This is a genomic window from Halomonas sp. LS-001 (genome assembly GCF_052983955.1).
The window spans coordinates 1316554-1340838 of sequence record NZ_CM129816.1; the positions used below are offsets into that span (position 1 = coordinate 1316554).

Genomic DNA, 24285 nt, shown 5'->3' on the forward strand with positions numbered 1-24285 from the left:
GATGGAATCGCTGAACCGGCTAGAAAGCGACATCAATTACGATCATGTCGGTATAGGTGCCTGGGGGTGGTGTATTTTGCCCAGGTAAAATCTCCCCTTTGTAGGTAAAGCCCTGGCTTGCTGCACCACTTGGTGTGCCTGGGTTGGTATCAGCGGTGGCAGGCGTGCGGCGTTCGTTGCCGACATTGCCCCAGCGCTCGCTGCTGGCAGCGCCTTTATAGAGTTGATACGCCAGGTAGTCGCCGTTACTTTCCATGCGCCGAATGTTGGCGGTGGGATGCTGACCATCGCTCAGCCCTACTGAGTAGTCGCTGCCTTTAGTACAGGTAATGTCGATGGTTTGAGTCACAGGGTCGAAACCAGCGACGAGCGGCGCACTACCGAAGTCGAGGTCGGGAGCCTGAATGGTGCAATCGGATGTCACTGTCAGGCTAAGATTGATGGTGCTGATACTGTTGCCAGTGCGGTAGTTAAGGCACATAAGGGCCCCTAAATTGCAGATCCGCCAATTCCAGTTGATGGTCAGGGTATCCTGATAGGTACCGGCAGCCAGGTTAGCTGTTGGCTGGGTGCTGAACTCCATAGGCAGTTCAACATTTTGTCCACCGATCAGGCCGAGCAGGTCGATAAGGACAGGGTTGAAATAGTTGTAGGTCGTGTTGAGAGAGATCTCCTCATTCTGTGAGGCAAGTGCGAAGATACGAAACGGAACCGTATCACCGCTGACGGTATTTACCAGCTCTCCCTGGTTAGCACTGCTGACGGTTGCGCGAATCCACTGGTTGGAGATAACCGCTAACCCCACTAAAGCCCCGCGGCAAACAGCGCCAGCATTGGGTTGTGCTGATGTGTTCTGCGGTGTGCTGGCGATGGCAAAAGAGCTGATATTGCCAAAGTTGGCGTTGTTGCCTGAGCTTATTGTGCATGCCCAGGCCGTTGGCGTGACGAGTAAAAAAACCAGTAGTAATACCCCGGTTAGCCAGCGGTGGTAACAGCGACGTGTTTCAGGTGGCATTGGTTGGCACTCCTTTATAGACATGATTGAGTCCCTAGTTGCTGGATAGCATTGATATGGGTGTCAAGGGACAGGCGGAGCGCACACGTACTGCCATCAGGAAACGTCACTTCAAGCCGGTTATCGCTCTTTAGGTTGTCCAGGTAGGTTTGCCCATCCCAGCCGACTAATGCGGTTGTTCCACCGTCAGTGACGACTCGGGAGCCCAGGGGCACGGTGTCGCCATTCGCGTCGATAATCGTCAATGTTGCCGCGATAATGCGCTCTACAGGGAAGTGAAGCAGATAGCCGCTTCCCGCATTGACAGCCACACGCTGCTCCACCGTTGGGGTGTCAAACTGGGCAGGCAGCACCAGAGGGTCGATTTCATACTTGCCAGCGTAGTAGGCGCGGGCCCAGGGAACGAGAAGGTGGCCGCTATCACGGGTATGGCCGACCAGCTGGTTCTCGTAGCGAACCGGTATACCAGCCTGGCCGTCGGTACTCACCACGACAAAACCATCACGGATATACTGGGTGGCGAACCAGTTGTTATCCATATGCACCAGTGACCCTCTGGCATTGGCAAAGCGAACATCGTCTTCCCCGTTGCCGTAGAAACCACCTCTTAGCTCGGTGGACGTTCCTCGCCAGGTGACGTCGGCCTGGCGGTAGTCACTGTCCTTCTGGTGATGTTCATAGGCCAGATTCCAGCCCCAGCCACCCTGAACGGGGGGAGTGTGGGTGTATTGGGTCCGAGCGGTCGTATCCTTGTTACTGTCGCGTTTTACGCTGCTGCTTAGCGTGCCGGGATGGTTGTTCAGCGGGACAGTAACCTGAGCCATGGCGTTCCAGTCGCCACCTATTTCACGGTTAGCAGACAGCGAAAGATGTAAGTGTTTCCATAGAGAACGACTGTAGGACAGATTGACAAGTCGAGTATGGCTATCATCGCCTGTCTTGATATCAAAGTAGCCGCCGGCAAGGGAGCCCATGCGTCCAAGGCTAAGTCCTGCGGTCAGCTGAGATACCTCGCGCTGTGTTCTATCCTTGTCAGCTTGATGCGAGCGGTTGGAAAGGTCCATAAAATCCGCTTGCTCAACCTGATGGCGTATCCCCATGTTAAAGAGACGGCTGCGATAACTATAACCGGCAGTGTAGGCTTCACCGGCGATGCCTTCGCTGTGGCTTTGACGGTAGGCTGTTTCCAGCGTGCCTAGTTGCCATAGACCGACAGTGCTGCCTACGCCTGCGGTAGAAAGGTTTTCGCTGACTTCTGTTTGCAGTTCGATTGTGACGTTGTCGCTGATGCCGCGCCGATAGCTGCCAGCGGCTGCCATTTTGCCGTAATCAAAATTACGCTGGCCGAAATGCCGGCGCAATGCGCCAGCGCTTAGGCTGAAACTACTTAAACCTGGACGCAGTAACTCGTTGGAAATATAGAACGGCAAACGCGTCGATGTTCGTCGCCCCTGGTTATCCGTGGTGACCACTGTTGCGGTGCCCGCGCCGGTCACCATCGGCATGTTCGTTACGGTGAAGGGGCCAGGCGCAAGCTCCAGGGAGGACTGCCGAGAACCATCAATGAACAGGTCGAGGGTGGTAGGTACGGCGGCTTCGCCAGAAAAATCAGGTAATGGATGAGTAACCAGGTCGGGGCGCAGAGCAAAGTTACGCGATACCTGAAGGCCACCGAGACGAACAGCATTTGTCCAGCCCAGTGGTCGAGTGATGACGTCTCCGGCTGCGTACTCAATCATCCGCTCCTGGTCAGCAAACTCCCAGTGGGTTTCATAACGCCGGTAGCCTGTTTCCTGTCTGCTATCGCCAGCCATTACCTCCTGGTAGATGCCGGATGTGGTGAAGGTTCCTCGAGAGCCGAATACTCTTGCCTCATGGCCGAGACTTGCCACTGTGGCGCCATGATGCGTATCGCTGACATAGGCATCGTAGTTGAGCAGCGCGCCTTGGCTGGTTTGTGACGCATAGGTGGTGTTCTGCCGCTCGCTACTATGAAGCTGATTCGGTAGCCAGCCAGGGGGCACCTCAAGATATAGGCGTTGGCTTGAGCCATGGTAACGGGCTTGGATTTCCTTGAGTCGACTGATGTTAACGATATCGTTCTGGCTACTGAAATGTTCACTGGAAATTCCGATATCCATTAAGGCTGAGCGTTGCATGAATAGCTCGCCATCCTGCTGTGTCACTTTTTCGATGCGCTGGGTGGAGCGTTGATTAACAATGACTTCCAGATGCAGCTCCCAGGAGGCATCAACAGTGTCGACGTTAGGCGGTGGCGGCAATCCTTGTCCCTGCGCAGGCACTGCCGCCACCGCCAGGAGTAACGCGCAACTACCGCTGGTGAACCAGGCATGGAAGGGTGAGTAAGATAATATAGACATGGAGCAACCTACTCTGGTGAGATCCGGTAAGACTGCCCTGACACAGAGGCGCGAAGTTGACTGCCAGGCTGGATATCAACAGGGAGTGGCCAGCGCTGTGTCTGACCAGGTAGTACATAGCCCAGTAGTCCATTACTGACGTCAGTCTTTTGACCTGACTGCTCGAAAGCCACTTGACTAAGACGAGCATGATGTTGGCCCGTATTGCGTATCTCTAACTGTGGTTGCGCTTCTTGCTGAACGATCTTCCAGGTAAGTTCCGGGTAAGGCGTGTCGCTGGTGGGCAAGTGTTCAGGCCCAGATGCTCCCTCGCCATAAACGAATAGCGGCAGCGAGTAGCGCATTTGCAAGCTTATGGCGGCCTGCGGTGAGTTTTGCTGATCGTCGCTTACTGGGGAAAGATCGGGAACTTCGTCAATAATAATTCGGTAGGCCTGTTCTTTGCCGGGAGGGGTGGCAGCCTGGCGGATCAGGCGTACCAGCTGTCGCTCGCCGGGTGCAATCACCATCATGGGTGGGCTGCCTACCAGAGCTTGCTGAGGTTGAAAGTGGTCATCTCCTTCTGCCTGAGACCAGGAGAAGATGCGCAATTGTATATTGGCGGTTTTGTCGCCTCGGTTTTCAAGCCAGAGGGCACTTGCCTGCTGATGACTCTCGATAACAGGATAAATTGGCCATATTTGTAGTGAACTGGCTGCTGCCGGAAAAGACGTCAGCAGCAGACCAAGTAGAGAAACCATCCAGAACATGTAACGTATACGTATTGCCTGCATTGATAATCTCCTTATAGGTTGTTGTCCCTGTTGCCTGTCAGGCACTTTTTAAGTGAACGCTTTTACCACTCCAGTGTTAGCACCAGCTCGTCTGTGTAAATACCAGCTGGCAAGTCGCCAGGCAGCGTCACCTGACCCCATATTGGTAAGGAAATATCATCAGGGTCATAGGTGGTGTTAACGCTAACGGGTTGATTAATACCAATGGCATCTTGAAAGGCTGCATCCTGATAGAGCTGATAGGCGAGCGTCTCACTTCCATCTTCCCGTTTTAGGCGGCGTTCAGCGATTGGCTGCCGCCCACCATCAACGCGCATATTTAGTGCAACGTCGGGTGTGCAGCTGAGTGTAAAGGCTCCCGAGATGGCCAAGGCTGCACTGCGTGTCTCTTGAGAAAGAGCAGATGCCGTGCCAAACGCCAGACTACCCAGGGTGCCAAGCTGAACGCCTTCGGCAGGGAGGCTGTTATTGATAAGACAGCCCGGTGTGATGGTTGCCGACACCGTAAAGGTATCGCTAGGGGCTGCCTGGGCAGCCCCCATTACCATCATCATAGGACCGATGATTTGTAAGCCCCGAAACATGTTAAACGTTACCAGGTCAGTTGGACTTGTAACGTATCTTCGTAGGTGCCTGCAGACAGGTTACCCGGGTCGCCGAAGGCACGTCCGTAAAGGTTGATTGATTGCGGTGCACTGGCAAATTCATCCAACACAATGGTGTCATTCAGAGCCAGTGCATCGGTGCGGCCTGCATTGGAATATAATGTGTAGCCTACAAAGGAGCCGCCGCTATTAACTTCCTCCATGGCATGGGTAGCGGCAGCGGCGTCGCCATCATTTGCTCCATTCAGCAATGTAAACGTTGGCGTAACCCCTGGAGAGCAAAGCACCGAGATGCCTCCTGCCCCAGCAACCTGAGCGTCAGCTTCGTCGAAAAGTGCAGAGTGAGTGCCAAATGCCAAATTGCCAAAATCGACGGCAGATCCCTCTGCACCATCAACTGCGCAAGCTGCCTCAAGGGTGATCGAGGCATCAATGGTTCCACTTACCTGTGCTTGTACTAAGCTGGGCATTAAGGCCATGGAAACGGCAATGGCACTAAATCCAGTCGCGCGAGAGAAAATAGAAAGAGACATAATGAACTCCTTTTCACAGCTGCCGATTAACGCTGAAGAGGTAGTTAGTTAGTTAGTTTGTTTTGATGCAGATACAAATCGGCCTTTAAGAACAATGTATCTTTTCTGAGATTAGCATTGATCCTCTCTTGAACAAGTTTTTTCTAAATTATTAATATTTGTTTTTATTTATTTTGCTCTCGGGGGTATTTGGAGTGTCGATGAATTATTCAAAGCCAAGGCTGAGCATGCGAGTGTCAGCAAGCGGATATCAGGAAGGGGCCTTCAAGACATATTTCGTCTGAATACGGATATGTCTTAACAAAGAGGGGATAATCAGTTGGCTCAATAAGGTCTATTGACGTTTCATTCGCGGTTCGTGATGAAACGTCAACAGACCCTAGAGTAAAGTGGTACATGGACAAGATAAAAAGTTATCAGTTACAAGGACATACAAATGGCGGAACAGCAGATTAGCGTGGCGGTGTTGGGCGGCGGCAGTTTTGGCACGGCACTGGCAAGCATTGCCGCTGACAACGGAGCCAAGGTGCGTCAATGGATGCGAGATGAAAGCCTGGTGGCGCAAATCAATCAGGAGCATCGTAATGGTCGCTATCTGCCCCATTATGATATTAACCCTGCGGTGGTCGCTTCGACGGATATCGAAGCCGTGGTCAGGGGTGCCGAGTTGGTTCTGGTGGCTATTCCTTCTACTGCTTTTCGTAGCGTGGTTCAATTAGCTAAGCCCTACCTGAACGCTGAACAGATTCTGGTCAGCACCACCAAGGGGATCGAGCAGGAAAGCTTCATGCTGATGAGTGATGTTTTGCGCGCAGAGACCGGTTTTACTCATATCGGGGTGATTGCAGGCCCTAATCTGGCCTCTGAAATTGCTGACAAGCAATTAACCGCGACGGTAGTTGCCAGCGCTGATTCGTTAACCCGCACACGGGTTCAACAGGCGCTGGGTTGCCGCTATTTTCGTGTTTATGCAAGTAATGACCGCCACGGCGTTGAATTGGGCGGTGCTTTGAAAAATATCTACGCGATTGCTGCTGGCATGGCAGCGGCACTAGGGATGGGAGAAAATACCCGCAGTATGCTAATGACGCGAGCCCTGGCGGAAATGAGCCGGTTTGCCGTTGCCCACGGGGCAAATCCGATGACGTTTCTGGGGCTGGCCGGGGTCGGAGATTTGATTGTGACCTGCTCCTCTAACCTGTCGCGCAACTATCGTGTGGGTTACGCCATGGGCGAGGGGCGAAGTCTCGATGAAGCGGTAAATGCCCTGGGTCAAGTGGCAGAAGGCGTCAATACGGTTAAACTGGTATGTGCCAAGGCAACGCAGATGGGGGTTTACATGCCGCTGGCAGAAGGGCTTTATCATGTGCTTTTTGACGGCGTTCCCCCGCAGGATATGGCAAGGATGCTGATGATGGGTGAGCAAAGCAGTGACGTTGAGTTTGTCCTGCCTCGTGAAGCTGTCCAGCAGGCTCATCGAGACTCAGGAGGATGGCATGAAGGATCTTGATAACAATGGAACTCATCAGAACCTGTTGATTATGCGTCATGGAGAAGCCGCAGCTGGCGCGCCGGATCATTTGCGGCGCTTAACCTCGAGGGGTGAACAGGAGGTTGGCCTGATGGCGAAATGGCTGGCCAGTCGGGTGGAAAAAGGCGAGTTTGGCGCATTGCGTGTGATCGCTAGTCCCTATGTCCGCGCGCAGCAAACTGCCCAGTTGATTGGGAAGGCGCTAGGGTGCGAGGTGGAAACGTATAAAGGTATCACGCCGGATGATGCGCCGCATGATGTCTGTGAGTGGTTGATGACTCAGTCGGAGCCGATAATACTGGTTAGCCATATGCCGTTGGTGGGCGAGTTGACGGGAGTATTGACCGAAGGCCGGGCCGGCTTCGGGGTCGGGTTTTCCACTGCAGCGGTGGCAGAGCTTAAGGCAGAAATATGGGCGTCAGGCTGTGCAAGCCTGACGCGCCTGACAGCGCCAGGTGAACTGAAAAACATCAGTTGAAAAGCATCAGTTGAAAAACATCGTCATTTGACATGTTTTTCAGCCGGCCCCATCAAGGGGCCGGTTGGTTTTATGGGCTTTTCTGATGTTTCAAAGCTTGGCGTCGAGTTTTTCCTTGAGCAGCGCATTGACCTGCTGAGGGTTGGCGGTGCCGCGAGACGCCTTCATGACCTGGCCGACAAAATAACCAATCATCTTGCCGCGTTTGTCAGGTTCCGCATCGCAATACTGAGCGACCTGTGCCGGACTGTCAGCGATGACCTGATCGATCATGGCTTCAATCGCACCACTATCGGTTACCTGCTTGAGGCCTTTTGCTTCGATGACCTCATCGGCGCTAGCCCCCTGGCCATTCCATAGCGCCTGAAATACCTGCTTGGCGGCCTTGCCGTTAATCGTATCGTCAATCACTCGGGCCACCAGTTCGCCCAGTTGACGGGCGGTGATGGGGCTTTGGCTGACACTCAGGCTTTCGCGATTCAGCGCGCCAGAAAGCTCACCCTGTACCCAGTTGGCGGCCTGTTTGGCATCGCCACACACATCCTTGACCTCTTCAAAGTACTCGGCCATGGCGCGGCTGGCGGATAGCACGTGGGCATCATAAGCGGATAGCCCTAGCTCACTCTGGAAGCGTTCGCGCTTGTCGGCGGGCAACTCGGGTAACTGTTCACGCAGGTGATCCAGATAAGCCTGGTCAAGCACGACGGGCAGCAGATCCGGGCAGGGGAAATAGCGATAATCGTTGGCTTCTTCCTTGGTGCGCATGCTGCGGGTTTCGTCACGCTCCGGGTCGAACAGGCGGGTTTCCTGAATGACTTTTCCACCGTCTTCGATCAGTTCAATCTGGCGCTCAACTTCAAAGGCAATGGCGCGCTCGACAAAGCGGAAAGAGTTGACGTTTTTGATTTCCGCGCGGGTGCCGAAGCTTTCCTGGCCCTTGGGGCGAACCGAGACGTTGACATCACAGCGCATGGATCCTTCTGCCATGTTGCCATCAGAAATGCCCAGGTAAGTCACAATGGAGTGAATGGCCTTGAGATAGGCCGCCGCTTCCTTGGCGTTGCGCATGTCGGGTTCGGAAACGATTTCCAGTAGCGGCGTTCCTGCGCGGTTAAGGTCAATCCCGGTCATGCCATGAAAGTCTTCGTGAAGTGACTTGCCGGCGTCTTCTTCCAGATGCGCATGATGGATGCGGATCTGTTTGGTGGCATTGTCTTCCAGCGTAATATCAACGCTGCCCGGGCCGACAATCGGATGGTACATCTGACTGGTCTGATAGCCCTTGGGCAGGTCAGGGTAGAAGTAATTCTTGCGGTCAAATACCGATACTTCAGGGATGTCTGCATGTACTGCCAGGCCGAATTTGACGGCCATGGCAACGGCTTGCTCATTGAGTACCGGCAGGATGCCAGGCAAACCCAGATCAACGGCGCAGGCCTGAGTGTTGGGATCTGCACCAAAGGCGGTGGATGCCCCGGAAAATATTTTTGACTTGGTCGCGAGCTGAACGTGGACTTCCAGCCCGATTACGGTTTCCCATTCCATCAGGCGTTCTCCTCAGCAAAAGTGGGGCGTTGTTGATGCCAGTCGGTCGTCTGCTGGAACTGGTGGGCCACATTAAGCAACTGTGCTTCTGCAAAGTGGGTGCCGAGTATCTGAAGCCCGACCGGACGGCCGCCAACCTGCCCGGCGGGCACGCTGATGCCTGGAATGCCGGCGAGATTGACCGCGATAGTGTAAATGTCCTGTAGGTACATGGAGACAGGGTCTTTCTTGGCGCCAAGGTCAAACGCGGGCGTGGGCGATGCCGGTCCCATCAGCACATCGACATCTTCAAAAGCATCAAGAAAATCCTGACGAATCAAGCGGCGTACCTGCTGGGCTTTGGTGTAATACGCATCGAAAAAGCCTTCAGACAGTGTATGTGTGCCGATCAGGATACGTCGTTTCACTTCATCGCCAAACCCTTCAGCGCGAGAGCGCTTGTAGAGGTCGATCAAATCCTCTGGGTTGTCACAACGGTGACCAAAGCGTACGCCATCAAAACGCGACAGGTTGGAGGAAGCCTCCGCCGGGGCGATGACGTAATAGGCAGGAATGGCATAGTGGGTATGCGGCAGGCTGACATCCTTGACCGTGGCGCCCAGCGATTCATACACCTTGACGGCATCGCGAACGGCTTTTTCAACGTCCGGGTCAAGACCGTCACCGAAATACTCTTTCGGCAAACCGATTTTAAGACCGGATAACGGCGCCGTCAGCGTGTCGGTGTAATCAGGCACGCCGCGCGCAACGCTGGTGGAGTCACGCCCATCGTGTCCGGCCATCACGTTAAGCAGGTGGGCGCAATCCTCGGCAGTGCGCGCCATGGGGCCGGCCTGGTCGAGGCTTGAGGCGTAGGCGATGATGCCATAGCGCGAAACTCGGCCATAAGTGGGCTTCAGGCCAGTGATGCCACAAAACGCCGCTGGCTGACGAATGGAGCCGCCGGTATCCGTGCCTAATGCCGCTGGCGTTATGCCTGCAGCCACTGCCGCCGCGCTACCGCCGGAACTACCACCAGGAACCGCTGTGGTATCCCAGGGGTTTTTAACGGCTCCGTAATAGCTGTTTTCATTGGAGGAGCCCATGGCGAACTCATCCATGTTGGTTTTGCCCAAGCTGACGCAACCCGCTGCATTGAGTTTCTCAACGACGTGGGCGTTATAGGGAGCGATGAAGTTATCCAGCATCTTCGACCCGCAGCTGGTTTTAACGCCTTGGGTGCAGAAGATATCCTTTAGGGCGATAGGAACGCCTGTCAGTAGGCCCGCCTGACCGCTGGCGCGAATCTTGTCTGCGTGGTCGGCTTGCTTCAATGCCTGTTCACCGGTCACGCTGATAAAGCAGTTGAGTTCAGCGTTGGTCTGCTCAATGCGATGAAGGTAATGCGCCGTTAATTCACGGCTTGAGGTTTCGCCGTTGGCTAAGGCCGCGGCAATTTGCGTTAAAGTCTTATCATGCATAACCCGGAAACTCCGTTCGGGTGACGATTAAACAGGCCTAAAGGCTTGAAAGGCCTGGTAGTCGAAATGGATCTTTTGGTCACGAAGGATCAGTAGGGGTTACTCAACCACGCGAGGAACCAGATAAAGACCGTCTTCGACTGCCGGTGCGCAGCGCTGGAAGTGATCCCGCTGATTGGTTTCGGTCACTTCATCGGCACGTAAACGTTGAGTTGCATCAAGGGGATGTGCCAGTGGTGCTACGCCCTGGGTATCAATACGCTGGAGCTGGTCAACCATATCCAGAATCTGACTCAGGTCGTCAACAAACCCTTTGGCCTGATCATCACTAACGGCAAGTCGGGCCAGATGGGCAGCCCGGCGCACATGTGTTTCTTCAAGCGCCATGATGGAACCTTCCTTATTAACAGGTGAAAAGCTAACAAATGATAAGCGCAGTCACTTTGCGCCGTGTAAATTTTCCTGGGCCCTGTACAATATAGATATCTGAGCCATTTTGATCATCAAATAGCGTTAAAATATACCATAAATTCCCCAGCCCGGGCAGTATCTGCCGCTGTTCTGCTTGCTGACAGTGGGTAGCAGTGATACCGTTTGCATCCGCATAGGATCCCCCGGTCTGCACTAGGTAACAACATCCATGTTCAAACGTTTGAGGGGGCTGTTTTCCAGCGATTTATCCATCGATCTGGGTACGGCCAACACACTTATTTATGTACGCGGTCGCGGTATTGTTCTCAACGAACCGTCGGTCGTTGCCATTCGTCAGTCAGGCAACATGCGTAGCGTCGCCTCGGTAGGGGCTGATGCCAAGCGGATGCTTGGACGTACGCCGGGCAACATTACGGCTATCCGCCCGATGAAAGACGGCGTCATTGCCGATTTCACCGTGACTGAGCAAATGCTTCAGCATTTTATTCGTAAAGTGCACCAAAGCACTTTCCTGACTCCCAGCCCGCGTGTGCTGGTGTGCGTGCCTTGTATGTCGACTCAGGTCGAACGGCGTGCCATTCGCGAATCAGCGGAAGGTGCCGGTGCTCGGGAAGTCTTCCTGATCGAAGAGCCCATGGCCGCTGCTATCGGGGCTGGCCTGCCAGTTGAAGAAGCTCAGGGCTCAATGGTCGTTGATATCGGTGGTGGTACCTCCGAAATTGCGATTATTTCACTCAATGGCGTCGTCTATTCCGAGTCCATCCGTGTAGGTGGTGATCGCTTTGATGAAGCCATCACGGCTTATGTCCGTCGTCATTACGGCAGTCTGATCGGCGAAGCGACGGCGGAGCGGATCAAGGAAGAAATCGGTTGTGCCTACCCAGGCGGCGAGCTGCGTGAAATCGATGTGCGTGGTCGTAATCTGGCAGAGGGCATTCCGCGCAGCTTTACCCTGAACTCTCATGAGATTCTTGAAGCGTTGCAGGAAACCCTGGGTTCCATTGTTGCTGCCATTAAAAGCGCTCTGGAACAGTCGCCTCCTGAGCTTGCTTCTGATATAGCCGAGCGTGGCCTGGTGCTGACAGGCGGTGGTGCATTGCTTCGTGATCTGGATAAGCTGATTGCAGAAGAGACAGGCTTGCCGGTCATTGTGGCAGAAGACCCACTAACCTGTGTGGCGCGTGGTGGCGGTAAAGCACTGGAAATGATCGATCAGCATACGTTTGAATTGCTGTCCAGTGACTGACTTCAGCGGTTGATCTGCGGGGGAATTAATTATCAAGCCGCTGTTTTCACACGAGGCTTTGCCAGGCTACCGCCTGTTCTTTTGCGTATTGGCGGCGAGCGCATTGATGTTTGCTGACCAGCGCTTTACGCGAATGGAAGAGGTCCGTGCCCAGCTTTCTACGGTTGTGGCACCTATTCAGTGGGTTGTAAGTCTGCCCAGCGACCTGCTTAGCTGGGGAACGGTAGCCCTGTCTGATCATCAGGCTTTACTCGATGAAAATCGGCGGCTGCGTGAGCAGATGCTGACGTTATCTCATCGCGGTCAGCGGATTGCCAGCCTGATGGCGGAAAACGCTGAGCTGCGTCAGCTGCTCAATGCGGCCGAGCATCGCGAAGTCGACTTCATCAGCGCCGAACTGATTTCACTGGACAATGACCCTTTCAGTCATCAGATGGTGGTTGACCGTGGACACCGTAACGATGTCTATGTGGGTCAGCCGGTCATTGATGCGTTTGGTCTGGTTGGTCAGGTGACGGCGGTATCCGCTTACTCAAGCCGGGTATTGTTGTTGGGTGATGCCAGTCATGCTTTACCGGTACGCATCAACCGCAATGGTCTGCGTTACATTGTCCAGGGCTCGGGAAATTACAATACCTTGGATCTGCTCCATGTACCCGATACCGCCGATGTTCGTGAGGGCGATTTGCTGACCACGTCTGGTTTGGCAGGACGCTTTCCTCCGGGTTATCCGGTGGGCAGGATCACGTCTGTTGTTCATGATCCCGGTGCGCCTTTTGCACGCGTCAGTGCTGAGCCGCTGGCACGTCTGCAGCGTTCCAGATACTTCCTTTTGTTGTTCCCCACGCCTTACGCCGATTCTGAAGTGGCTATCTGGAATGAGTCGTTTGTCCTTTCTTATGAGGCATTAAAAAGCGCTCTACAGATAAATGGCCTTTTCCCGCTTCCGATGACGCCACCCACAAGGGAGCTTCCCTGATGGCAAAGGCACCTGTCGTCCCGTTATTGGTGGTATGGTTTACCCTGCTGTTTGCTTTGTGTTTGCAGGTGATGCCGCTGGCAGAAGGCTGGCAGGTTTATCGTCCTGAATGGCTGGGGTTGATGCTGATCTACTGGTGTATGCGTGCCCCCTCGCGGGTAGGTGTCTTCCACGGTTTCGTGCTTGGCCTGCTGCTGGATCTGATTGAGGGTGTGCCACTCGGGCAAAATGCCCTTATTTTTTCATTGCTGGCATTTCTGAGTGCCCTGGTCTATCCGCGCTTCAGGACGTATTCGCTGGTTCAGCAGGCAGTACTGGTGCTGGTGTTATTGGGCCTGATTCAGCTGCTGGAGCAATGGGTGCGAACGCTTGCCGGTAATTACGCCATTCATTTGGCCTTTTTGATCCCATCATTAATCAGCGCCGTGCTTTGGCCTTGGCTTGCCACTATGTTCCATGCGCTCGAGCGTCGACTGTTTTCCCGATAGCTTATCAATTGTCAGCCATTACGTTTAGAGTGCATTACGTTTAGAGTGGTGCAGAGGAAATATTATGTCCGTCAGTTTCTGTGCTGACCTTTGCCTGGCGTCTGCGTCGCCGCGAAGGCGCGATTTATTAGCGTCTATTGGTGTAACAGCCGACGTTCGGCCTTGTCATATTGATGAAACGCCTCAAGAGAATGAAGCTGCCACTGACTACGTTGTGCGCCTGGCGGTAGAAAAGGCCCTGGCGGCCGATGAGCTCACGCCATTACCTACACTGGGATCTGACACGGCCGTTGTGCTGGACGGCAGTGTACTGGGAAAGCCCAACAACAGAACTCATGCGGCAGAAATGCTTGCTGCGCTTTCAGGGCGCTCCCATGACGTGTTGACGGGCGTTGCCATCTCGGGCCCAGCAGGCTTGCAAACATGCTGTGTCTCGACTCAGGTGCATTTTCGTGAGATCAGCGACGAAGAGATAATGGCCTACTGGATGACAGGAGAGCCAAGGGATAAAGCGGGTGGCTATGCCATTCAAGGGCTGGCGTCCATCTTCGTGGCGTCGATACAGGGGAGTTATTCAGCTGTCGTCGGACTGCCACTGTTCGAGACCGCCGGTCTCTTGCGTCAACAGGGGGTTTCCCTTTGGAACAAAGGGCTCTAGAGTCGCTGATGGTCATCAGCGAGGTGTTTATAAACGCTTATTGATTCACGCTTATCTGGCAAACATTAAGGAACAGGAATGAGTGGTGAGGTTCTCATCAATCTAACACCGATGGAAACCCGCGTAGCGCTGGTGGAAAACGGTGTCTTGCAGGAAGCGTTGATCGAACGCTCTCGCCGTCGCGGTATCGTAGGCAATATCTACAAAGGCAAGGTGGTACGTGTTTTGCCTGGCATGCAGGCTGCTTTTGTTGATATTGGTCTGGAGCGAGCGGCATTCATCCATGCTCATGAAGTTATGCCCTCCGGGACACCAAGCGACGAACAGCAATCCATCGGACAACTGTTGCATGAAGGGCAGGCACTGGTCGTGCAGGTCACCAAGGACCCGATCGGCTCGAAAGGCGCCCGTTTAACGACCCACTTATCGGTGCCTTCGCGTTATCTGGTTTACATGCCAGAGTCTCCTCACCATGGTGTGTCCCAGCGTATTGAGGATGAGCGAGAGCGGGAACGGTTGAAAGCGGTGCTTGAAACCAGTATTGCACAACAAAGTCTTGAAGTGACGGGTGGCTTTATTGTGCGCACGGCGGCTGAAGGCGTGGGTGAGGAAGAGCTGGTCAGCGATATGCACTTCCTGCTACGCCTATGGCGCAAAGTCGGTCAGCGTAAGGAAACCGCATCGCCGACGTCAGTTGTCTATGACGATTTGCCGCTCTTTATGCGCACCCTGCGGGACGTGATGCGTGATGACATTGAAAAGGTCCGTATCGATTCCCGGGAAAACTTCACCAAACTGGTTGAATTTGCCGAAGAGTTTATGCCGGATGCGGTTGATCGCATTGAATATTATCCCGGTGAACGGCCGATTTTTGACCTTTACAGCGTTGAAGATGAAATTCAGAAAGCCCTGGGCCGCAAAGTGCAGCTTAAGTCAGGGGGGTATCTGGTCATCGATCCTACCGAGGCGATGACCACTATTGATGTCAACACCGGTGGTTATGTCGGGCATCGCAACCTGGAAGAAACCATCTTCAAAACCAACCTGGAAGCGGCGACCGCTATTGCCCGCCAGCTACGCCTGCGGAACCTAGGCGGTATTATCATTATCGACTTTATTGATATGGAAGATGCCGAACACCAACGCCAGGTATTGAGAGTGCTTGAAAAAGCCTTGGAACGGGATCACGCCAAGACAAAATGTACCGGGGTGACAGAGCTTGGTCTGGTTCAGCTGACGCGCAAACGTACGCGTGAGAGCCTGGAACAGACACTTTGCGAAGCCTGTTCTACCTGCGCTGGCCGTGGCACGCTAAAAACGCCTGAAACTGTGTGTTACGAAATTTTCCGGGAAATTCTGCGTGAAGAACGCGCCTATAGTGCTGAAACGTATATGGTATTGGCATCGCAACCCGTCGTAGACCGCCTGCTCGATGAAGAATCCTCGTCGGTGGCTGACCTGGAAACGTTTATCAATAAGACGATTCGTTTTCAGGTCGAACAACACTACTCGCAAGAGCAGTATGACATTGTGCTAATGTAATGTGATGACTGTTTCCGGACTGCGCAAATGGCTGCTGTTTTTTGTAGCGTGTTGCCTGGGCTTTTTAGCCGTCACGCTGCTTTTACTTCGCCTCGCCATGAGCCAGGCGGAATGGTTGACGCCGCATCTCGAATCCCTGCTGGAAAGCCGCATCGGTGCGCCGGTGGACATCCAGCGCCTGTCGTTGTCGCTAGCGGGCAACGACCCCTCTCTGACACTGGCGGGTGTAACGGCGTTAACACCAGCGGGTGAACCCTTGTTTCGCCTGAATGAGCTGCAATTGCGGTTGGATAGCTGGCAAACACTCTCGACGCTCTCACCGGTCTTTAATGATGCCTATATAGAAGGCTTTGCGGTGCATTTATATCAGGCCGATGGTATGGCCTGGCAATGGCCAGCGCCTGCGAAGCTCCCTCTGGCAATGGAGGCTGAACCAGGCATTGACCTGGCGCTGGTTGATGCCTGGGTCGGGATAGTGTTGCGTCAGCAGATCCAGGTGAAAAACTCACGCATTATTCTGCACGGCGAAAATAAGCAGCTGGCCCTCCACGCCCCAATGCTGACGCTTTCCGGCGATGAACGTCGCACGCACCTGCAAGGGCGGGTCAATATTGACTCGCCTGCGCAGAGCGGGAAGCCAGCGGCATTGCCTGCGGCTCACCTACGCGCAGAGGTCCAACCTGGCCGTCAGGGGCTAAGCGATTTCTCAGCGGCGATGCAGTTGGATATGCAGCTCGATCAACTGTCGGCCCTGATGGGGCTTTTACAGCCAGATGCCACCACGCAATTTACGGAAGTGGGAGGAAGTGTTCAGCTTTGGGGGCGTTGGCAGTCGGCCAGATTGCAGGAAGCGCGCCTGGGGGTGGATATGCCAACGTTGACGTTGGAGCAGTCGGAACAACAGGCTGTTCTTCGCAATATCAAGGCGCGGGGTATCTGGCAGCGTGACGGAGAAGGCGGCAAGGCCTGGTTAAGTGGTGACGCAGAAAATGTTGAATGGGCGCGTCCCGAAGACGTTGGTGAAGGTCCTGCCTTGCCTCGCCACTGGCAGTTTTCTCATCAGCCAGGGCATTGGGAGCTTTTGACCAGTGAATTCGAGTTGGCCTCTCTGGCTGCCTGGCGGGATTATATGTTGCTGCCTGAATCCGTCACCCGTGCCTTGCGCACCCTGAATCCGCGTGGCCAGGTCAATGGCTTGCGTCTCGGGCAGCGGGATGGTGAGTGGCGAGTTGATGCCGCAATCAGTCGCCTGACGGCATCTCCCTGGCAGCAGGCGCCCGGTGGTGGGCCCTTTGATGCCTGGGTACAGGCACGCGATGTGCGTGGGCGTGTACTGTTTTCCAGCCAGAATGCCAGCACGCTTGAGTTGCCCGAACTGTTCAGTGAGCCCCTGGCGTTGACACATGCCGAAGGGGAAATTCAGTGGGTGTACGATGGGCCCACGGCGCTGGTAAGTGGTAAACGTCTGCGCGTGAAGTGGAATGATGCTGAGGTTCGCGGTGGATTTGGCCTGGTGAACACCGGGGCTCAAGGGCGTTTTGGTCTGGACCTGAACTTCAGCGATGTGGACGCTGTCAATCGTCCGCTGGTGGAATGGCTGCCGGTCTCGATGCTTGATCCGGCATTGAGTGACTGGCTGTCCAATGTCAGTGGCTACGTCAACCAGGGGAGTCTGCAGATGGGAATTCCGTTGGGCGTGTCGGATTTTGACACCACACCCACTGCCATTGTGGATCTGCAGGTTTCCCAGGGGAGCATGCCGCTTCTGCCGGATTGGCCAGCACTGAGCGGTATTGAAGGCGCGATGAGCTGGCGACCTGACGAAGGGCTAAGTGCCAAGGTAGAGCGTGCTCTGATTCAAGGTATTGTCATCAGCCAGGGAGATGTCACCCTGCACAATGAGCGCTTGAATGTGAACGGAGCGCTTGGTGGCGACATAGCGTCGTTGCGGCAGTTTCTCGCGTCGACCCCTCTGCCTGTTGATGAGCGGCTTGATGACTTCCGTGCTGATGGGCGTGTCGATGCTGAGCTTGATCTGAGTTTGTTGCTCAATGATCCGGAGCAGCTGGATCTGGCGCTCAATATAACGCCCAGTATTCGTCAAATTACCTATCTGCCCCAGAATGTCACCATCAATGATATTACCGGCAAGCTCACCTGGCAGCAGGAACCTGGGAAAGCCGGTGAGTTGCTTGGCAATATGGCGGGGCGTTGGTTGGAAGGCGAGGTGAGTGCCAACCTTGAACCGAATCAGCAGGTGATGCTTGATGGACAGGTTTCTCTGCCAGCGCTGTTAACCATGGCTAATGCTGATGCCAGACTCCCCTGGCTTTCCGGCAGTACGCGCTGGCAAGGCCAGCTGGACTGGAGTGGTCAGCCAAGGCTTCAGCTTGAAAGCGATCTCAAAGGGGTGGGTATTGATCTGCCGGAACCCTTTGATAAGGGCACGCAGCAGTCATGGCCCTGGATGCTGTCGGTGGATATGGCGAATGGACGTATCGAAAGTAACCTGAACGGTCTGGCTGGTTTGCGCAGCCAGCGGATTAACGGGGAGATGGCCGGAGCGCTGCACGTGGGGCCGTCAACGGGGATGCCCGCCTGGCCTGTTCGGGAAGGATGGCAGCTGCGTGCAGAGCTGGCGAAAATCGACCCTTTGGCATGGCAGGCGGCGTTGCAGCCGCTGACGCAAAATGTCGGCGCATCGACGCCACCGGACGATAGCGCTATGCCGGATATACAGGTGTCACTTGATACCGCCTGTCTTGAATGGCAAGGGGCGTGCGTTGGCCGTGTTTCTGCGAATGGCCAGAAAACAGCGGAGGGACTTGATGTCGACCTGGATAGCGAGATGTTTTCAGGACGTGTTCGCTACCGTCAGCAGGCACAGTACCCGCTTGATATTACCGTCGAAACGCTGGACCTGGATGCTTTGCTGGCGCTTTCATCGTCATCTGACAATGCTCGGTCAGCACCGGCACCGGATGCCTGGTTTGATGAAGTGCAAACACAGCGGCCAACCCCTGCGGCAATTCCTGAATGGCTCTCCAGCGTGCCTGATGGGCGTTTACGCATGGCTGAAGTTGATGTGGTGAATCAGCGTCTGGGGCCATTGACGGCTTACTGGCAGACGCAAGGGCAGCGTTTCACACTGGCACCAGTAGGGCTGACGCTGGGCCAGTTATCATTGCGTGGCGAGCTTGAATGGACGCGCGCCCCCCAGGGCAGTGTGACGACCGCCGATGTGACAATTCAGGGCGGTGACGTAGGCACTGCGCTTGAGCGCCTCGGACAGCCAGTGGTCGTTCGCAGTCGGAGTACAGATGTTGAAGCTAGCCTGGACTGGCCGGGTGCGCCCTGGCAATTTTCGCTGTCCCGCGCTGACGGACGTATCACCACGGATGTTCGTGAAGGGCGTTTTCTGAGCCTGGATTCAGCGACTGCCCGGTTAGTCGGTTTGCTTAATATCGATAATATCCTGCGTCGCCTGCGGCTGGACTTTTCTGACGTCACAGGGGAAGGAACCGCCTTCAACCGCGTGCATGGCGCTGCCAACGTAGGGAGTGGCCAGCTTCGTCTTGATGGTCCGCTCATGATCAATACGCCGGCGACCAAAATTCGCTTAACCGGTAGCGCTGATCTGCTTAAACGTGAGCTTGATCAGCGTCTTGCCATTGCGCTGCCTATCAGCCAGAGCTTGCCGATTGCCGCGCTGGCAGTCGGTGCGCCGGTGGTAGGTGGGGCGCTGTTGCTTGCACACTCTCTGTTCGGTGATACGCTGGAGCAAGTGACGACAATCAATTATCTCATTCAGGGCCCATGGGCCGCACCGCAAGTTACACGAGAAGGTTCTCAATGACGCAATACGCTTCTGATCTTGATCAGGCTGTTTCGGTATTACTCACACCGGGAGGCCTGGATATTGATGCTTTGGATGTCGGGCTCAGCCATGCAATGGGCGCCGGTATTGATTATGCCGACCTGTATTTTCAGCGTACCTGGGATGAAGGTTGGGTACTGGAAGATGGCAAGGTCAAGGAAGCCAGCTATAACATCGATGGAGGTGTCGGCGTACGCTCGCTGGCGGGCGAGAAAACCGGCTTTGCCTACTCCAACCAGATCAGTGCCGATGCGCTACTGGATACTGGCAAAACGGCCGCCGGCATTGTGCGTAGCGGTAAACGTCTGCCAGGCCGGGCGGTGAATATTGTGACGTCTGCGCCTTTTTATGCTGGTGTCGACCCATTGTCCGGGCTCAGCGCAGACGAAAAAGTTGCCATGCTCAAGCAGGCTGACCGTATTGCCAGAGCCGCAGATCCTAGTGTTAGTCAAGTGAGCGCCTCTTTGTCCGGCACATACGAGGTTGTTTTGGTGCGTGCCAGTGATGGCACGCTAGCCGCTGATATTCGCCCGCTGGTGCGCTTCAATGTCAGCGTCATCGTCAGCAAAAACGGCCGTCGGGAGCGAGGCAGCGCCGGTGGTGGCGGGCGTTACTCCATGGCCCGGTTGCGGGATGAAAATGTCGCTGAGCGATTCGCCAAAGAGGCCGTTCGCCAGGCACTGGTGAATAGTGAAGCCATTGATGCGCCCGCAGGACAGATGCCTGTGGTTCTTGGCTCAGGTTGGCCCGGTATTTTGCTGCATGAGGCAGTTGGGCATGGGCTGGAAGGGGATTTCAACCGCAAGGGCAGTTCCGCCTTTGCCGGTAAGCTTGGCCAGCCTGTCGCCTCGGCTGGGGTAACTGTGGTAGACGATGCGACGTTGTCGGATTCTCGTGGCTCATTGAGCGTCGACGACGAAGGAACGCCGGGGCAGTACACCCCGCTGATTGAAGACGGCATCCTGACGGGCTATATGCAGGATAAACTCAATGCACGTTTGATGGGGATGGCGCCTACCGGAAATGCGCGGCGCGAATCGTTTGCCCATTTGCCCATGCCTAGAATGACCAATACCGTGATGCTGGCGGGCAAGGAAAGCCCTGATGACATCATTAAAAGTGTCAAACGCGGTATTTATGCGGTCAGTTTTGGTGGTGGGCAGGTGGATATCACCTCAGGAAAATTTGTTTTTTCGGCCAGTGAGGCTTACCTGATTGAAGACGGTAAGATTACGGCCCCCGTCAAAGGGGCGACGTTGATTGGTAACGGGCCGGAAGCCATGGGACGCGTTTCGATGGTGGGCCATGATCTGGCGATTGATCCGGGTATCGGCGTGTGCGGCAAAGAAGGGCAAGGGGTACCGGTGGGGGTTGGACAGCCAACCCTCAAGCTGGACGAGCTAACGGTTGGTGGTACTCAGTCCTGAAGGCCGCTAATGCAAGGTAAGAACAGTATCGTCTGCATAAGGGCTGCTTTGACGATACTGTCTGGCTCAGGCAAGTGGTGCGCGTCAAAGCGCTGCACAATCCCGCAAGTGCTTGAACAGCTTACGAGCACTGGTCGGTGGTTTGGATTGCTCGCGTTCGCGGCGCGCATTGCGCACTAATTGACGTAGTGTCTGGCGGTCGGCATCCGGATAGTCATTCATGAACTGGTCGACAGCATCATCGCCTTCATCGATCAGCCGGTCACGCCATTTTTCCAACCGATGGAAGGCGTGGTCACGTTGTTCGCGCTCATTTTCAATGGCGTCAAACTGTGACTGAATGGCCTCCAGATCTTCTTTGCGCATCAATTTGCCGACGTATTGCATATGGCGGCGGCGCCCCTCATGGGAGCGAATGCGCGTGGTTTCATCAATGGCACGGAGAAGGTCGTCAGACAGCGGAAAGCGGCTTCGCTCAGCCGGTGTCATGGCAATGAGTGTTTCGCCTAGTTGCTGAAGAGCGTGCATTTCGCGCTTGAGCTGCGATTTGCTAGGCGGCATTTCCTGATCATCAACTTCATCATGCAGCGGGCGTTTTTTTGGCATGGATCATTCACAACGTGGGTTTTAAAGACGGCATTATAACAGCCCGTTTTGAAATAACAGGTTATCTCGCTCGCCGAGGTAAGGTAAAGGAGACAGTATGGCACAGGCATTCGAGGCAAACGCACAGCAAACGCTGCTGACCTCACGCGCGGAGCAGGCACTTCAGCTCGCCAAAGAACTTGGAGCTGATGCGGCTGAAGTTGGCGCCAGTGTGGATCAAGGGGTTGGCGTTAGCGTGCGCTTAGGTGAAGTGGAAACCGTCGAGTTATCGCGTGATCAGGGGATTGCGATTACGGTTTACGTTGGCCAGCGCAAGGGCAGTGCCTCATCGACCGATGCGGGAAGCGAGTCGATCCGTGCGACAGTGGAAAAAGCGCTATCGATTGCCCGTTACACAGGAGAAGACCCTGCTGCGGGTCTCGCTGATGCTGAGCTGATGGCGCGTGATCTGCCGGATCTGCGCGTCCATTATCCCTGGTCATTGAGTATCGATGAAGCAACGACGATTGCGTTGGAGTGTGAGCGCGCAGGCCTTGATTGTGCCGGGATCACCAAGTCCGATGGTGCCTCATTATCGACCGGTGAAGGCGTGAGGGTGTATGCCAATAGCCACGGTTTTCTGGGCACCCAGAAAGGCAGTCTTCACTCGCTTTCCTGTATGTTGATTGCTGAAGACGACAAGGGCATGCAACGCGATTACGACTACACGTCGGCGCGTGACCCTGGCGCGCTCAGGTCGGGCGCTGCAGTGGGCGAAGAGGCGGCGCGTCGTACATTGCGTCGCCTGGGGGCGCAGCGGCCAAAGACAGGTAGCTTCCCGGTATTGTTTGACCCGATGCTGGCCAGCGGTCTGATTGGCCATCTGATGAGTGCGCTGGCGGGTGGAGCCCTGTATAGAGAAGCGTCGTTTTTATGCGATCGTCTTGGAACGCCACTGTTTCCCGACTGGTTCAGCCTTGAAGAACGTCCGATGGAGGTCGGTGCGCTGGCCAGTTCGCCCTTTGATGCCGAAGGGGTACAAACACGTAATAACCGCTTTATTGCGGACGGCCAAGTCGCCAGCTATATGCTGTCTTCCTACAGCGCCCGTCGTCTGGGGATGCAAACAACGGGCAGTGCGGGCGGCGCTCGCAACCTTCGCTTGGCGACACCGACACGTTCATTTGAGGCCATGCTCAAGGAAATGGATCGCGGTGTGTGGGTGACTGAACTGATGGGGCAGGGGGTAAACGGTGTTACAGGCGATTATTCACGCGGTGCGGCCGGTTTCTGGGTGGAAAATGGCCGTGTGCAGTACCCTGTCGAGGAGTTTACGATTGCCGGTAACCTGAACAGCATGTTTGCTGGCCTGGTAGCCATCGGTGATGATACGGATACGCGCGGTAGCATTCACACGGGCAGTTGGTTAATCGACAAAATGACAGTGGCTGGTGATTGACCGCCGTTGGTGATTGGCAGAGAGAGTGATTGACAGAGAGGACGCTGACAGCCGTATCAGGCGTCCTCTTCAAAACGCGCGTCAAAGAGCGCTTCTATGGCATCAAGTGCCTGTTGGGCATCTTCTCCTGTGGCGCTGACCTGTAATTCTGTGCCACAGGGGGCTGCCAACATCAAAAGTGCCATGATATTACAGGCATCCGCCACCTGAGCGCCTTTGCTTACCTTGATGCAGGCATCGAAAGGCTGGCAGCAAGTCACCAGCTTCGTCGCGGCGCGTGCATGTAAGCCGCGTTTATTGGTCAATGTTAATGTTCTTTCAGGCACCCTGGTTCCTTTTTCCAAGCGGTGTCGATAACGGATTCATTGGGCCGTTGTTTTATCTGCCATCACCTTGTGTTCTGAGGTGGAAAAGGTCAGTCCAAGCTCACGGTGACGAATGTGTGTTTCAATGCCATCCGCTGCCATTCGCTTGGCCAACTGTTCTACGGTGTATACCGAACGATGCTGTCCACCGGTACAGCCAATCGCAATGGTCATATAGCTGCGTTGACTGCTTTGATAGGCTGGCAGCCAACGGCTGACCCAGGCGTGAATATCATCGCCCATGGCTTCAACAATAGGGTAGGAGCTCAAAAACGCCTGAATCTCTTCATCCCGGCCAGTGGATTGGCGGAGTGCCGGGTCCCAGTAAGGGTTGGGAAGGCAGCGCACGTCAAAGACCAGATCGGCGTCCAGAGGAACACCGCGTTTGTAGCCGAAAGATTCAAAGGTAATGGTCAGCTTGTCGTTTTTATGCAATGCCACTTGATCGGTGATACGGCTGCGCAGGTCGTGAGCACTCATTCGCGAGGTATCAATGATCAGGTCAGCAATGTCACGAACCGCACTCAGCGTTTCCTCTTCTTTGCTGATCGCCTCTTCCAGTGTTAAATCACTGTTCCGTGTCAGCGGGTGCCGGCGGCGTGTCGCTGAATAGCGCTCAAGCAGAATGCGTGCATCGGTGGTCAGGTAGACAATCTGAAAATGAATATCGCGTTGATGAAGTTCTTTCAGCAACCGGGGGAGCTTTTCAAGTGCTCCCGGAAGGTTGCGGGCATCTATGCTGACGGCCAGACGCGACTGTTCCCCTTGATCACGAAGCTCATCGACAAGGGAGCCAAGCAGCATAGCGGGCAGATTATCAATGGCATAATAACCAAGATCTTCAAGCGCTTGCAGAGCAATAGATTTTCCCGAACCCGAGCGGCCGCTGATTATGACCAATTGCAT

General features: G+C 54.8%; 21 protein-coding genes. 10 read left to right on the forward strand and 11 right to left on the reverse strand.

The genetic code is table 11. The features are described 5' to 3' along the window. Positions 1-19: 19 nt before the first annotated feature. The 5 genes from ACU6TU_RS05825 to ACU6TU_RS05845 all read right to left on the reverse strand — a co-directional run bounded on the left by ACU6TU_RS05825 (position 20) and on the right by ACU6TU_RS05845 (position 5307). Positions 20-1015, reverse strand: a complete 996-nt coding sequence (locus tag ACU6TU_RS05825) for a Csu type fimbrial protein (RefSeq protein WP_447143621.1) — start codon at positions 1013-1015, stop codon at positions 20-22. 14 nt (positions 1016-1029) lie between these two features. After that, positions 1030-3396 carry a fimbria/pilus outer membrane usher protein gene (locus ACU6TU_RS05830; protein ID WP_447143622.1) on the reverse strand — a complete coding sequence of 789 codons (2367 nt, stop codon included), beginning with the start codon at positions 3394-3396 and terminating at the stop codon, positions 1030-1032. An 8-nt stretch (positions 3397-3404) separates the two neighbouring features. After that, positions 3405-4169 (reverse strand): fimbrial biogenesis chaperone, encoded by a 765-nt coding sequence (locus ACU6TU_RS05835; protein WP_447143623.1) that lies wholly within the window; start codon positions 4167-4169, stop codon positions 3405-3407. Between the two features lie 62 nt (positions 4170-4231). After that, a complete protein-coding gene (locus tag ACU6TU_RS05840; RefSeq protein WP_447143624.1) occupies positions 4232-4723 on the reverse strand; it encodes a Csu type fimbrial protein in 492 nt (163 codons plus the stop codon). A 38-nt stretch (positions 4724-4761) separates the two neighbouring features. Beyond that, on the reverse strand, positions 4762-5307 hold the full coding sequence (locus ACU6TU_RS05845) for a Csu type fimbrial protein (RefSeq protein ID WP_447143625.1): 546 nt from the start codon (positions 5305-5307) through the stop codon (positions 4762-4764). 436 nt (positions 5308-5743) lie between these two features. Here ACU6TU_RS05845 and ACU6TU_RS05850 point away from each other — a divergent pair, with 436 nt between their 5' ends. Beyond that, complete coding sequence (locus ACU6TU_RS05850) at positions 5744-6817, forward strand: NAD(P)H-dependent glycerol-3-phosphate dehydrogenase (protein WP_447143626.1); 1074 nt, start codon at positions 5744-5746, stop codon at positions 6815-6817. Further along, entirely contained in the window at positions 6804-7316 is a 513-nt protein-coding gene (sixA, locus tag ACU6TU_RS05855; protein ID WP_447143627.1) for a phosphohistidine phosphatase SixA, read from the forward strand. The genes ACU6TU_RS05850 and sixA overlap by 14 nt, the downstream gene beginning before the upstream one ends. Before the next feature lie 90 nt (positions 7317-7406). Here the strand turns inward: sixA and gatB are convergent, their stop codons facing one another. From gatB to gatC, 3 genes are all read right to left on the reverse strand, one after another. Next, a complete protein-coding gene (gene gatB / locus ACU6TU_RS05860) occupies positions 7407-8861 on the reverse strand; it encodes an Asp-tRNA(Asn)/Glu-tRNA(Gln) amidotransferase subunit GatB (RefSeq protein WP_447143628.1) in 1455 nt (484 codons plus the stop codon). Beyond that, a complete protein-coding gene (gene gatA, locus ACU6TU_RS05865) occupies positions 8861-10321 on the reverse strand; it encodes an Asp-tRNA(Asn)/Glu-tRNA(Gln) amidotransferase subunit GatA (RefSeq protein ID WP_447143629.1) in 1461 nt (486 codons plus the stop codon). The genes gatB and gatA overlap by 1 nt, the downstream gene beginning before the upstream one ends. Positions 10322-10420: 99 nt before the next feature. Further along, positions 10421-10708 carry an Asp-tRNA(Asn)/Glu-tRNA(Gln) amidotransferase subunit GatC gene (gene gatC / locus ACU6TU_RS05870; RefSeq protein ID WP_447143630.1) on the reverse strand — a complete coding sequence of 96 codons (288 nt, stop codon included), beginning with the start codon at positions 10706-10708 and terminating at the stop codon, positions 10421-10423. Between the two features lie 253 nt (positions 10709-10961). Between gatC and ACU6TU_RS05875 the strand changes: the two genes are divergently transcribed. The 7 genes from ACU6TU_RS05875 (at position 10962) to tldD (ending at position 20970) form a co-directional block, all read left to right on the forward strand. Next, positions 10962-11999 (forward strand): rod shape-determining protein, encoded by a 1038-nt coding sequence (locus ACU6TU_RS05875; RefSeq protein ID WP_447143631.1) that lies wholly within the window; start codon positions 10962-10964, stop codon positions 11997-11999. 106 nt (positions 12000-12105) lie between these two features. After that, complete coding sequence (mreC, locus tag ACU6TU_RS05880; RefSeq protein WP_447143632.1) at positions 12106-12978, forward strand: rod shape-determining protein MreC; 873 nt, start codon at positions 12106-12108, stop codon at positions 12976-12978. Then, a complete protein-coding gene (mreD, locus tag ACU6TU_RS05885; RefSeq protein WP_447143633.1) occupies positions 12978-13466 on the forward strand; it encodes a rod shape-determining protein MreD in 489 nt (162 codons plus the stop codon). Before mreC ends, mreD begins: the two co-directional genes overlap by 1 nt. Positions 13467-13530: 64 nt before the next feature. Further along, a complete protein-coding gene (locus ACU6TU_RS05890; protein WP_447143634.1) occupies positions 13531-14124 on the forward strand; it encodes a Maf family protein in 594 nt (197 codons plus the stop codon). 78 nt (positions 14125-14202) lie between these two features. Then, positions 14203-15666 (forward strand): ribonuclease G, encoded by a 1464-nt coding sequence (gene rng, locus ACU6TU_RS05895; RefSeq protein ID WP_447143635.1) that lies wholly within the window; start codon positions 14203-14205, stop codon positions 15664-15666. A gap of 4 nt (positions 15667-15670) precedes the next feature. Continuing rightward, positions 15671-19522 carry a YhdP family phospholipid transporter gene (locus ACU6TU_RS05900; RefSeq protein WP_447143636.1) on the forward strand — a complete coding sequence of 1284 codons (3852 nt, stop codon included), beginning with the start codon at positions 15671-15673 and terminating at the stop codon, positions 19520-19522. Further along, a complete protein-coding gene (gene tldD, locus ACU6TU_RS05905) occupies positions 19519-20970 on the forward strand; it encodes a metalloprotease TldD (RefSeq protein ID WP_447143637.1) in 1452 nt (483 codons plus the stop codon). Before ACU6TU_RS05900 ends, tldD begins: the two co-directional genes overlap by 4 nt. An 84-nt stretch (positions 20971-21054) precedes the next feature. Here tldD and yjgA read toward each other — a convergent pair whose 3' ends face one another. After that, positions 21055-21576: a ribosome biogenesis factor YjgA gene (gene yjgA / locus ACU6TU_RS05910; RefSeq protein WP_447143638.1), complete on the reverse strand. Its 522-nt coding sequence runs from the start codon at positions 21574-21576 to the stop codon at positions 21055-21057. A gap of 97 nt (positions 21577-21673) precedes the next feature. Between yjgA and pmbA the strand changes: the two genes are divergently transcribed. After that, entirely contained in the window at positions 21674-23014 is a 1341-nt protein-coding gene (pmbA, locus tag ACU6TU_RS05915) for a metalloprotease PmbA (RefSeq protein WP_447143639.1), read from the forward strand. Between the two features lie 56 nt (positions 23015-23070). Here the strand turns inward: pmbA and ACU6TU_RS05920 are convergent, their stop codons facing one another. Next, on the reverse strand, positions 23071-23340 hold the full coding sequence (locus tag ACU6TU_RS05920; protein ID WP_447143640.1) for an HPr family phosphocarrier protein: 270 nt from the start codon (positions 23338-23340) through the stop codon (positions 23071-23073). A 36-nt stretch (positions 23341-23376) separates the two neighbouring features. After that, a complete protein-coding gene (rapZ, locus tag ACU6TU_RS05925) occupies positions 23377-24285 on the reverse strand; it encodes an RNase adapter RapZ (protein WP_447143641.1) in 909 nt (302 codons plus the stop codon).